At 54.6% G+C, this 12,090-nt stretch carries 11 protein-coding genes; 4 read left to right on the top strand and 7 right to left on the bottom strand.

All coding sequences use genetic code 11. The features are described 5' to 3' along the window. The first annotated feature begins 235 nt into the window (after positions 1 to 235). The 3 genes from CPH65_RS09230 (at position 236) to CPH65_RS09220 (ending at position 3,135) form a co-directional block, all read left to right on the top strand. Positions 236 to 952 (top strand): GntR family transcriptional regulator, encoded by a 717-nt coding sequence (locus CPH65_RS09230; protein WP_197703997.1) that lies wholly within the window; start codon positions 236 to 238, stop codon positions 950 to 952. Positions 953 to 1,159: 207 nt separating this feature from the next. Beyond that, positions 1,160 to 2,179, top strand: a complete 1,020-nt coding sequence (locus CPH65_RS09225) for a TRAP transporter substrate-binding protein (protein ID WP_244574579.1) — start codon at positions 1,160 to 1,162, stop codon at positions 2,177 to 2,179. 125 nt (positions 2,180 to 2,304) lie between these two features. Then, positions 2,305 to 3,135, top strand: coding sequence for an aldo/keto reductase (locus CPH65_RS09220; protein WP_096173211.1), 831 nt, complete (start codon positions 2,305 to 2,307; stop codon positions 3,133 to 3,135). Positions 3,136 to 3,201: 66 nt separating this feature from the next. Here the strand turns inward: CPH65_RS09220 and CPH65_RS09215 are convergent, their stop codons facing one another. The 6 genes from CPH65_RS09215 to CPH65_RS09185 all read right to left on the bottom strand — a co-directional run bounded on the left by CPH65_RS09215 (position 3,202) and on the right by CPH65_RS09185 (position 10,297). Continuing rightward, the gene (locus CPH65_RS09215; protein WP_096173210.1) at positions 3,202 to 5,286 is read right to left on the bottom strand and encodes a bifunctional sugar-binding transcriptional regulator/dihydroxyacetone kinase subunit DhaK; all 2,085 of its coding nucleotides are present in this window, start codon (positions 5,284 to 5,286) and stop codon (positions 3,202 to 3,204) included. Then, positions 5,286 to 5,936 (bottom strand): dihydroxyacetone kinase subunit DhaL, encoded by a 651-nt coding sequence (gene dhaL, locus CPH65_RS09210; RefSeq protein ID WP_157747591.1) that lies wholly within the window; start codon positions 5,934 to 5,936, stop codon positions 5,286 to 5,288. Before dhaL (CPH65_RS09210) ends, CPH65_RS09215 begins: the two co-directional genes overlap by 1 nt. 243 nt (positions 5,937 to 6,179) lie before the next feature. Continuing rightward, entirely contained in the window at positions 6,180 to 6,818 is a 639-nt protein-coding gene (gene dhaL / locus CPH65_RS09205) for a dihydroxyacetone kinase subunit DhaL (protein ID WP_096173208.1), read from the bottom strand. 13 nt (positions 6,819 to 6,831) lie between these two features. Further along, positions 6,832 to 7,824, bottom strand: coding sequence for a dihydroxyacetone kinase subunit DhaK (locus CPH65_RS09200; RefSeq protein ID WP_096173207.1), 993 nt, complete (start codon positions 7,822 to 7,824; stop codon positions 6,832 to 6,834). A 929-nt stretch (positions 7,825 to 8,753) separates the two neighbouring features. Continuing rightward, positions 8,754 to 9,992: a type II toxin-antitoxin system HipA family toxin gene (locus tag CPH65_RS09190; protein WP_096173205.1), complete on the bottom strand. Its 1,239-nt coding sequence runs from the start codon at positions 9,990 to 9,992 to the stop codon at positions 8,754 to 8,756. Then, positions 9,989 to 10,297 carry a helix-turn-helix domain-containing protein gene (locus tag CPH65_RS09185; RefSeq protein WP_172891489.1) on the bottom strand — a complete coding sequence of 103 codons (309 nt, stop codon included), beginning with the start codon at positions 10,295 to 10,297 and terminating at the stop codon, positions 9,989 to 9,991. The genes CPH65_RS09190 and CPH65_RS09185 overlap by 4 nt, the downstream gene beginning before the upstream one ends. A gap of 167 nt (positions 10,298 to 10,464) precedes the next feature. On the opposite strand from CPH65_RS09185, the gene CPH65_RS09180 reads away from it, so the two are divergent. After that, complete coding sequence (locus CPH65_RS09180; protein ID WP_096173204.1) at positions 10,465 to 10,833, top strand: hypothetical protein; 369 nt, start codon at positions 10,465 to 10,467, stop codon at positions 10,831 to 10,833. Between the two features lie 102 nt (positions 10,834 to 10,935). Here the strand turns inward: CPH65_RS09180 and CPH65_RS09175 are convergent, their stop codons facing one another. After that, positions 10,936 to 12,018, bottom strand: a complete 1,083-nt coding sequence (locus tag CPH65_RS09175) for an IS630 family transposase (RefSeq protein ID WP_096173203.1) — start codon at positions 12,016 to 12,018, stop codon at positions 10,936 to 10,938. Positions 12,019 to 12,090: the final 72 nt, after the last annotated feature.

The raw sequence follows: 12,090 nt of genomic DNA, 5'->3' as shown, positions 1-12,090 counted from the left end.
AAAGCAGCTTCGCCAGAGGAAATTCTTTGCGATTGCGGCATGACGTCTTTGGAACTTGGTTGCAACCAATAGCCCTTGTGCGCAACCAGGTTCCACTTGAGAAAGAATCCTCCAACCCCTTCAAAAGCCAATCAGCACATGTCAATAACGACAAAGTTGCCTTCTTCCATTGGTTTAGACGGTAACTTCTAAATTTGGAGATCGCAATAAAAAACATTGAGATTTTCAAAAAATTATGGAATTATGGATTTACACGAGAAAAGGCGGAATGTTTGTGATTACAGAAAAAATAGACATTATAGATATTTACGAAAGCCTTCGTGACCGATTGGTAAGCGCCGAGTTTTCGCCGCAACAGCGAATACGAGCTGAAGACTTGCGTCTGGAGTACGGGGTCTCTGCTTCGACCATCCGCGAAATCCTGTTTCGGCTTTCAACTCAGGGCCTGATCGATTTTCAGGAACAGCGGGGGTTCAGGAAACCCGAACAGATCGCCGAACTGCAGAATGAGCTGACGCATTTTCGTATTTTACTGGAGTGCGAGGGAGCCGTTCTGTCCGTCAGAAACGGCGGCATAGCCTGGGAGGCGAAGCTGTCTGCCGCTCACTATGCGTTGAGCCACATAGAGAAGCGGGCAAAGGATCATCAGCCTTCGCCAGAGCTCTTGTTTCTATGGGTTCGCGCCGAATTGGATTTCCACCAGACACTGATTGATGCCTGCAGGAACGAAGTGCTGAAACAAACGCACGAAACGGTTTTCTTCCGCCATCGTCAGCAGCTGAACACGCAAGATCGCGACTTCCACAAGGTGTCGCAGAACATCCATCATCATAAGAAAATTGTTGATGCTGCCCTTGAGAAAGACGAGGAGCTCGTCAAGCAACATATCAAGGAGCATTTGGTGCAAAACCTTGCGAAAATTGAAATTCAACATGATGCCATAGAGAGGTAACCGACTGAATAATCGGAATTTTCCACACTTAGGCTGACTGTTTGAAGAAGGGTCTGAAGGGCATATTTGATGCCAGCATCAACGATCGGGACGGAGGAGTTTCGGTTGTCCTTCAGACAAAATGTGACCCGTAAAAGGGGTCGAGGAGGAGTCTGGATCGGACTGGTCCGGACACCTAGATGTTTCAACATTTGAAAGGAAACTCTGGTGAAAATTAAAAACAAGTTGGCCGTCACAACGGCTCTCGCTCTCGGGATGCTGACAACTGCTGCCGCTGCGGGGGATGTGACCCTTCGTATTCAGTCACATATGGCACCAGAATCGACGCAAGGTAAGCTTCTCGCCAATTTCGTCGATGATATCGAAACCATGTCTGAAGGTTCGATCAATATCGAATTTTTCTATTCAGCCGCAGTTGTGAAATCCGCAGAAACCTTCGACGCCGCGTCTACTGGCATCATTGACTGCGACATGACAAACGGCTCCTACCAGACCGGCAAAAACCCCGCTTTCCAGTTCGTTGCAGACACAATGGGCGGCTATGATACCCCGATGCAATATCTGGCATGGGTAAACTTTGGCGGTGGCCGTGAAGCCATCAACGAAATCTACAAGCCCTACAATATGCATTTCATTGGTGCGCAGGTTGGCGGTCAGGAATCCCTGAGCTCGACCAAACCACTGCCGAACATCGACTCGCTCAAAAACTTCAAGTTCCGTTCCCCTCCGGGCCTTGAAACCGAAATCTTCCAGTCTCTTGGTGCAAAACCGGTTGTGATGGACTTCACCGAAATCTTCACCGCTCTGGAAACCGGTATCGTTGATGGCGCAGACGCTTCAACCCTCGCCCAGAATGCGTCCCTTGGCCTTTATGACATCGCCAAGCATACCACCTATCCGGGCTTCCATTCGATGTCTTCGGATCAGCTCGCCTGCCGTCAGGACGCATGGGATTCTCTGAGCGCAGGCCAGCAGCGCATCATCGAAACTGCACATAAAAAGCTGATGACCGACTATGTCATGGTTACCATGATCGAAAACGGCGAAGCTTTTGGCAAGATGGATGAAATGGGCGTGACCACCTATGACTGGTCTCCGGAAGATCGTTCCAAGTTCCGTGATGCAGCAGTAGCAGCGTGGGACGCATGGGCCGAGAAGACTCCGGAAGCTGCCATGATGGTGAAAAGCCACAAGGACTTCCTGAAACGGATCGGTCTTTCCAAGTAATCTGATCGCGATAACTGCACCCCCGGCACACCTTGTGCCGGGGGTGTTGTCGTTTGTATCTTGTTCAAGATGCGCGAAGGCGACCAACCAGTATTAGCACCCCTTGCATTCAGGAGGATCAGACAATGCTTTATGTGCATTCGAACGGGGCGACCATGCCTGCTCTCGGGTTTGGGACGTTTCGGATGGAACCGAAGGATGTCGTCAAGATGGTGCCTTTGGCGATAAAACAGGGGTTCCGTCACATTGACACGGCACAGGCTTACGGCAATGAGGATGCTGTCGGCGAAGCCCTAGTCGCTTCGGGGATCGCCCGGGACGAGATTTTCCTGACCACCAAGGTCTGGATTGACAACTTCGATCCCCAAGACTTCCTGCCATCCATAGAAGACAGCTTGAAAAAACTGCGCGTCGATCATGTCGATCTGCTGCTGCTCCATTGGCCGTTTGTGAAAAAAGTGCCCATGGACGTCCAGATGCCCGAGTTCAACAAGGCTGTAGACAGGGGCATGACCCGTCATATCGGCCTCAGCAACTACACGGTCAGCCAGATAAATCAGGCTGTCAGCCTGAGCAAGGCACCGATCGTCACCAATCAGGTCGAGTATCACCCCTATCTGTCCCAGCAACTCGTGCTGAATGCCTGCAAACAGCACGGCATGGCGCTGACGAGCTATTACGGTATGGCGGACGGCTTGGTGCCCAGGGATGAAAGGCTTGCAGACATCGGATCAGCTTACGGCAAGTCCGCAGCGCAGGTTGCCTTGCGCTGGCTCATTCAGCAGCCAAATGTCGCCGCTCTGTCAAAAACCGTCAATCCATCGCGGCTGGCAGAAAATTTCGACATCTTTGATTTCAGTCTTTCGACAGGCGACATGGAGGCAATCCATGCGCTCGCCAGACAAGACGGCCGATTGCTCTCCCCCGCGCAGAGGGCCCCTGACTGGGACAAATAGGCAAAAGGCCTGAGAGGTCTGCCAATCCTGGCTGAGCAACGCCCCTTGGGGGTTGCTCGCACGTTCTCAGGAAATCCGAAAGGCCGGAGCATCGCAGGGATGGTCCAGCATGGCCTTGAGTTCGGCATCCAGATGCAGCATCGAGATGGACACGCCGGACATGTCGAGGGATGTGCAATAGTTGCCCGTCCAACTCCGGGCAATGGTGACATTGTGGGCCTTTAGCCGCTGGCGGACACGCCGCGCCACGATGTGCAGCTCCATCATGGGTGTTGCCCCCAAGGAGTTGACCAGCAATGCAACCTCCTCGCCTCTTGCAGAGCCCATCTCCGCCAGAATGCGATCAATCATGATGTCCGCCGTATCATTGGCGCTGGCCACGGGCTGGCGCGCAATGCCCGGCTCACCATGCACCCCAACGCCCACTTCCATTTCGTTATCCCCCAGCACGAACGTGGGACGGCGTGTCTCAGGCATCGAGCAGGGCTCCAACGCTACACCAACCGTATAGGTTCGTTCATTGGCCTTGCGTGCCAGAGCCGCGACCCGATCGATGGACAACATTTGATCGCAGGCAGCCCCCGCAACCTTGAAGACAAAGATATTACCAGCAACACCGCGCCGTCCTTCGCGCTCCTCCTTGCGAGAGGATGCGATGTCATCGGTGGTGATGATGGTCCGCACATCGATGCCCTCACGCTTGGCCATGTCCGCGGCCATTTCGAAGTTGAGGACATCGCCTGAATAGTTGCCGAACAGATGCACCACTCCGGCACCACCATTGACCGCTCTCGTGCAGTCAAGAATGGGCATCGGAGGTGGTGAGGCAAAAATATTGCCAATCGCAACTGCGTCCGCCAGCCCACGCCCGACATACCCATAGAAATAGGGATCGTGCCCGGCCCCGCCGCCGATGACCAGCCCCACCTTGCCCGGACGAGGACCATCACGAGCCACCAGCGCCCGGTTGGACGCTTTAACCGGCTGCAAATAGTCCGCATACTGCATGACAACGCCTTCCAGAGCCTCATCAATAGCGTCCTCGGGCGCATTCAGGAACTTCTTGATGCTGGTGCTCCTGGCCGCCCCGACCGTTTCACTCGTCTCCTCGGCCTGTTGTCTTATTCCGCGCGGGATGAAGGTCTTCTTGCCTTCGGCGCTCAGAATGCCAATGCCCGTGGTGGCATCGGTGATCAGTACGTTCATATAGCCGCCACGCAAGGTGGCAAGAATCGCGGGAACTTTATCCGTCCCCCCGGCAATCGCGATGCGGGTCTTCACTGCGGCGAGTTGTTCGAGTGAAATCCCGATTGTGCGGTCCTCAAGCGGTCCTTGGACCAACGCGCCCCGATCATCGATGTAGCGCCCGGCAATCGCCCCCACAGCAGTCGCATAGGCATCTCGCAGAACCGGATCGTCATGAAGAAAACCGGAGCTGTGCAGGGTCGAACCCGGACGCATAGAGGCGATGCCGAAGACAATGCTGTCGAGCTCATTGAGGCATGCCAACTGTTCCCGGATCAGAGCTTCGCTTGTCAGGATGCCGTGAAGCTCGGGGCTGGAGACGATGGCCGGAGCGGACAAGGGGATGCATTCGGCACCCACAGCAGCCGCCATTTTGGTCGCACAAGCCGCAGGAGCGTAGGGAACATGACTGGACGTGGACCCTGTTGCCTGCACCACCCGAAGGTCCTCAAGCTTGTCGATCCTGAGTGCATTGGCCGTGGCCAGCACGGTCCGCCCCCAGCCGACCCCAATCGTGTCGCCCGAGCGGAGCATTTCCTCCAACACCTGCGCACCGGCCGCGCCAAGCCGGTCGATCAGCGAGCGGTCGCCGCCTTCACCGGGGATGACCACACAGTCCTTGAGGCCAAAATGCTCCTTGAGCGCCTTGGAAATGGACAAGGTGCGCAAATGCTCAGTTGCGATGGAAATATTGACCAGACCACGCGTGCGCGCATCGGCCAGATAGGAGACAACAGTTGCCCGAGAGACCCCGATGATGCGGGCAATATCACCCTGCGTCAGGCCTTCTTCGTAATAGAGCCAACTGGCCCAAAGAAGGGGATCATTACCGAACCGCAGAGGAATGGCCGTTTCACCAGCGGCCTTCTCAGAACGAGCCGGTCCCGGCTTTTTCTTGGGGGGCATTAGCAGCCCCTCTGTTCAAAAGTATCCGCAAAGCACTCCACGATAATGGCAGCCGAAGCGGCCCCCGGATCAATATGGCCAAGGCTGCGATCTCCAAGACGGGCGGCGCGGCCACGAACGGCCTTCATGGAACGGGTGCTTTCTGCACCGCGAGACGCAACCGCACGGATCTCAGCCAGAATAGCGGGCAGTGGAGTTCCCTTCTGATGAAGTGACCGGATGGTCTGGGCGACCGGCAGCCAGACATCCATCATGGTCTTGTCTCCTGCAATCGCCTTTCCGCGCGCGCCAATACCCTCGCAAATTGCGACAAGGATCATGGGCGCGTCACTATCGGGCAGAGCTTTACATCCATCAGCCAAGTCGCTGGCAGACAACAGACCCGAGGCATAGAGCGGGCCTGCGGTAGCTCCGACGGCTTCCAGAAAGCTCTCAGCGCTCCGGTTGAACAACGCGGACAGGTCAAACGATTGAAGGTCGGCATCATTCAGCGCCTGAACGATGGCGGAAAAGCCACGCGCCATGGTGTAGCCGTGATCGCCGTCACCAATTTCACCATCGAGCTGACCGAGATAATCAGCCTGCTCCTTCATGCGTATCGACACTTCCCGGAAGAAGGCGACCATATCTTCGATATCAACCTGTTTCATGCCAGAATCTATATCCCACGGACCCAATCTTCGCAACCAGAACGCAAGCGTGGCAAGAGTATTGGAGCGTCCAGTGCCCGCGACGTTTTCATATGCCCCGCACCCCAATCGCGTCATCCTCTGCCCCCTTGTCCTGTCATCCAGCAAGGACTGACCAGTCCGCGACACAAGACAACAAAAAAGGCACCGCGCATCGCGCGGTACCATTGCACAAAAATCAGGTTGCCAAAGGAACCCATCCAATCACGTCAGACGGGCAGAAATACCATCGGCAAAGCCGGAAAGGATCAGGCAGCAGGAGGTCGCTCCAGCATCCAGAACACCGCGAGACCGTTCACCGAGGCGCGCAGATCGTCCGAGCTTGGCCACAAGATCGATGGTGCTGTCACGCCCGACTTCGGCGGCAGCCTTCATCGATGCCAGCGCATCGGCAAAGCTCTGACCATCAGCGATGGCCTTGTCAAAGCTTTCGAGAGCTGGCGACAGCGTGTCCAGCAAGGTTTTGTCCCCGACCTGAGCGTTGCCGATACCCTGTACCCCGTCATGTCCGGCCCGAAGCATCGCGCTGAACGTTTTGGGATCAATCATCTCGGCATCACCAAGGGCTTCGGCCATGTCAGAGAACATCATGCCATAGAGCGGCCCCATCGAGCCCCCGATCTCTGTCATCAACACGTTGGAAAGCACTTCCATCGCATCGGTCAGAGTGCCATCCGGATCCAGATCCTGAGCCGCACGACCGAACCCCTTGGCCATGTTGATGCCGTGGTCACCGTCCCCGATCTTGCCATCGATCTCTGACAGATAGGCCTTGTTGTCCACGATCACAGCCGCAATTTCGGCGAGGATGCTACCGGCACCCTTATTTGCAATAGCTTGCATGTCATTCTCTCCCTTAAAGACCAGGACAATCGGTTTCCATGTCCAGAAGCGACTTGAGTTCATCGTCAAGCGCCATCACCGTGAGGGTTGCGCCAACCATTTCCAGTGAGGTGAAATAGTTGCCGACAAAAGATTTGTGAATGGAAAGACCACGCGCCTCGATCTGCTGGGCCATGCGATCATAAAGGACATAGAGCTCGTTCACCGGTGTCGCGCCCAAACCCGACAGGAGCACCGCCACTTCCGTGCCTTCAGGAAGGTTGTGATCATCCAGCACCACTTTTACCATGTCATCGGCGATCTGGTTTGCCGTGCCCAAGTCCTCGACCCGGACACCCGGTTCACCGTGATGCCCGATGCCAACTTCCATCTTGCCCGGCTCGATTTCAAAGTTCGGATGTCCAACGGCTGGCAGGGTGCAGGGACCAAGGCCCAGACCGACCGAGCGGCAGCTGTCGATGGCCTTTTGCGCAGCGGCAAGGACGTCCTCAAGCGAAGCACCCGTTGCGGCCTTGGCACCACCGATCTTCCACATAAAGATCTCACCGGCAACACCGCGTCGCTTTTCAAGTTCGTCAGCAGGCGCAGAACAGACATCATCATTGGCAACGACCGTTCCCACCTCGATGCCGTCCTTCTTGATCATCTTGGTGGCCATTTTGACATTCATGTTGTCGCCGGCGTAGTTGCCGTAAAGAATGGCAACGCCAGCACCACCATCGGCCGCCTTGATCGCGTCAAGGAAGCTCTTGGCAGTGGGGGACGAGAAAAGCTCACCAACGGCAACCGCATCGACCATGTTCTTGCCGGTATAGCCGACGAAGGCAGGCTCGTGCCCGGAGCCACCGCCGGTTACAATACCGACACGCCCCTTCTCACCGGCAAAGCGGGAGACAACGACTCTGTGATTGTCTTCATGAAGACGCACGACATCGTCATGAGCCCGCACAAAACCGGCAATTGTTTCGTCGACGATGTCATCGGGATTGTTGAGAAAGCGTTGCATATCACTGTCCTTGTTTGACCATGTTGCCATCGCCGATCACTGGATCGACGGTGTTTGAAATGGCAGCGGCTTCGGAAGCAGAAAAAGCTGATGACCACAGCAACATGCAGAACCTTTATTTCACCGCACGCACGACACCAGACTGGAAGGTCAAACGGCCACGGCAGAATGCATCAGCATCAACGGGCCTCGTTATCCTATCGCAAACCTTGCCAAAACCTGGGTCGCAGTTTCCTCCGACAAGCCTCCACTTGCCACTTTCTTCTTCAAGAAATAGCACCAAGTTTTATCATTTGTCAAACTTGATCTGACTATTGTAACAATTTGAAATTTTATGTTTTATTTTCAGACGCTTGAGAAGGTAAAAACCTAATCACGGATTATCATCTTTTTGGTAATGCGGAATGGGGTTCGACCAAGACGAAGTCAAGACGCTCATCGAGTGGGCGGCAAAGCCGCATGTCAAACTGGCCAGTAAAATGATGAGTGCCACAGGAGCAAAGGCCATGACCGAGCATGTCATCACATGGTGTGACACGCGGGTAAAATCCCATAAATGCTCGTTGGCCACCGCGCCAACAAAGGCTGGTCTTGAGTGGGTATTTCCGGATGGAAATGCCCTTCATCTTCGCGCAAACTGGAAAGCAAGAGCATCATTTCAATAACCGGTTCACGATGAACCAGCGGCAACTTCGCAGCACGCCCGTGCTAGCGTACAAGGATTTGACTTTATTGAGGAAAGGATGGTGGGCGTAACTGGGATTGAACCAGTGACCCCTTCGATGTCAACTTTCTTCCCTCCACTCGAAACCGCAGGAAATCGACAAACGAGAACTTCGTTTTGAACCGGTAGAGCCTACATATTCTCGATTTGTTCCGGTTTACCGGTTCACGTGAACCAGCGGGAACTTCTTAAAACCGGAAAATCATTATGACTCCATCAAAAGCCTGCTGCTAATCACTTGCCTTGTCTCTGGCGATACACCAAATTCTTTCGCCAGAGATGGCCATTGTAATAACGCAGCTTTGACATCAGCGATGATTTCATCTGCCCGACCTTTTGGCAGAGAGGCTTCATCTCCCAGCTTTTTCATATGCTCAATGCCGGGATTGCGCCCCTCCCCCATCACCATGGTGCTTTGCTCTCCTCGTGGACCGGAAGAGAAGGTCAGGTCATAGGCTGGTGACAGATGCCAATTGCCATCACTCGCCATTAGAAAGCTGAAATTCTTGGAGTGATCATCGCGATTATGAGCCAGAACGTTGAAGACGGCCAGTCTGTATAGACTTTCAACTTCTCGAATGTCTCTTGTCAGCATTTGCGTCAAAGCGACCAGATCCTCATAATCCATCGACGGTGTTCGGAAATCTGAATGAAGCAGGCCGCATGCTGTATGCATGTGGAAGCGCTGCTCGCCCACACGATCGAACCGCCGGATCCCAAAATATCCCGGTCCGCTCGCTGCCGGGAACAAATGAACATCCGGCATTTCAATGCCGGCATCCTTGGCCATCAGGGCATAAACATATTCCACGGCTCCCGCGTCGATCCCGTCTCGGCTATTAGGAAACTTGACCAGCCAGTGGTCGAAACCGTCTGACAAATCAGACACACCATGAGTAATCACTCTGCGATCCTGATCGACGCCGAGTAGAACCTTTGGTCTGGCTCCCGCGGAGGAGCCATTCAACGCCAGCAGATCTTCAAGGACATCTTCCGCTCGCCCTTCCAGTATCTCCTGTGCCTGATCTGCCAACGCATCAAGACTGATGGTCCCTTCCTGCTCACCGACAGCATGATCAGGCTCATAAACCAACGCGCCGAGCGCCCGATGACCCATAAAGGCGAGACGGTCCAAAGGAGAGATTTCCTGCGGCAAGACACCATGCGATCGGGCAAAGCGATCAAACAGCAGTCTCCCCCAGCCATCCGGCAAGCTGTCATTGAACAGACCCGGTAGACCTTCAAAGAGAAAGGGATCGAAACTTGAAACACCACGCTTCAAAGGAAGACGCAAAGGGGAAAGCTCCTTCCCGGTATTGATGAAAGAGGCATCATACTCGAAATAGATTCGTCCATCCCGAATGGCGAGGCGCCCAACAGAAATGGCATCCTCTCCGAAATCAAGGCCAACCTTGATTTCCCTGACAGGTTGAAAGTCGATCATTTAAGGCGCCCCCTCTGGCGTTTGAGGCCGGGTTCCGGCTTCAAGACGTCATCGATGGAAGCAAATTCTTCCGCCCGATTTTCCGTTGCCTCGATCACCTCCTCAATCCCGCCCACGACCATCAGGAGCTTGAGAAAAGCCTCAAGCGAGATTGAGCCGGTCTGTTCAAACTTCCGCAATGTCGGCAAAGGAACGCCCGAACGATCAGCAAGGCCGGCCTGCGTCAAATTCATACCAAGACGTCTTGCGCGGACATTATCCCGCAGCGTTGACCTAGCCTTCGATGCTGTAACAAGTGATATCATAATAGTATCAGACCATAAAAAAGCAAATCCACTAATACAATAATATTACTTACATCACAATACAAGGCCGACTCTACCCAGAATTGGACACATTGAAAATTCAATACCCTCACCAATTGGCTCGCAGTCTCAATAGGCAGAACCGCAAGCCGAAATGGAGGAATAAAATGGCAGACCTATTTATCTCTATGGGCCATGACATAAGCGTGAAAAACTTAGGCAGTGGATCATTCAAATGTCGAGAGTTGACGTCTGATGAATGCATAAAGCAGTTCGATGAGCTGCTCCTCGCTTTTGAAGCCATCACGGGAACAAGACTGACCAGAAATGATTTCATGAGTGAGCCCGACGAAGATGGCGATCAATTCCCCAATCTCAACTATATGACAGCGGTCGATGAAACCTGCCACATGCAGGTGGTGGGTTACTTCTTCCAATTCAATCCACCCTCAAACATGTCTTCAAAGGCGTGGAAGGAGAGTTTCATGGTCGCGCGGGATCATATGGAATTTAATCTAATTAAACAGGTACCCTAAACGTAGTCCAAGCAAAACGTTTCGCGAGAACGCGACAGCTCATGAAGCAACATGAGAAATCCGAGCTCAAATCACACAGCGATACAATCCTGACCGGAGCAGCTAGTGGTTTGATTCCAACGTTTGGAACCCTCGGTTTCGTGCGGTGATGATGTCGTCGGGATCCGCTTTCCAGACGAATGGCTTTGGGTCGTCAGCATTGTATTCGCGCACGAAACGGTTGATTGCGGCCTGCAGATCGATGAGGGAATGGAAGACCCCGTATTTGAGCCTGCGGCGTGTGAGTTTGGCGAAGAAGCCTTCGACTGCGTTGAGCCAGGAGCAGGATGTCGGGGTAAAGTGGAATGTCCAGCGCGGATGGCGGGCGAGCCAGGCGCGGACTTTGTCCTTTTTGTGTACGGCGTAATTGTCGAGGATGACATGGATCGTCTTGTCTTGCGGCACTTCGCGCTCGATGCGATTGAGGAAACGGATGAACTCCTGATGGCGGTGGCGCTGCATGTTCTGCCCGATGACCGTGCCATCCAGCACGTTGAGCGCGGCAAACAGGGTGGTGGTGCCGTGGCGCTTGTAGTCGTGGGTCATGGTTCCGGCGCGCCCCTTCTTCATCGGCAATCCGGGCTGGGTGCGGTCGAGGGCCTGTATCTGCGATTTCTCGTCGACCGACAGCACCACAGCATGGGCCGGCGGGTCGACATAAAGACCAATGATGTCGGTGAGTTTTTCGGCGAAGGCCGGATCGTTGGAGAGTTTGAACTGCCGCCAGCGATGCGGGCTGAGGCCGTGGGCCTTCCAGATCGCCTGCACCGTCGAAGCTGCAATGCCGGCGACCCTGGCCATGGCGCGCAGCGTCCAGTGTGTTGCCTCATGCGGCGGTGGTTCCTGCGTCAGGCGGAGGATTTCGGCGACACGATCCGGCGGGACCGGCGCCTTGCCGGGTGGCCGGGACCGATCATGAAGCAGGCCGTCGACGCCCTCATGCATGAACCGTTCCTGCCATCGCCACACGCAGGTCTTCGACTTGCCGGTCTCGGCCATGATCGCGGAGGTGCCCAGACCATCGTCGCTCAGAAGGATGATACGCGCCCGCCAGACGTGCTTCTGTGGGCTGTTCGGGGCCGCGATGATGGCCCTCAATCGCTGCCGGTCGTCGGAAGATACCGTAAAGGAAATGTTGCTGCGCATGTCGCAGACTCGCACATCAAAATGCTGATGGGAATCACTTTCTGGACTCTTTTGATCCGATCAATCCACTAG

It is taken from the genome of Cohaesibacter sp. ES.047, assembly GCF_900215505.1.
Taxonomy (GTDB): Bacteria; Pseudomonadota; Alphaproteobacteria; order Rhizobiales; family Cohaesibacteraceae; genus Cohaesibacter.
The sequence above is the reverse complement of the archived record's forward strand: the minus strand, read 5'-3'. Positions and strand labels throughout refer to the sequence as shown.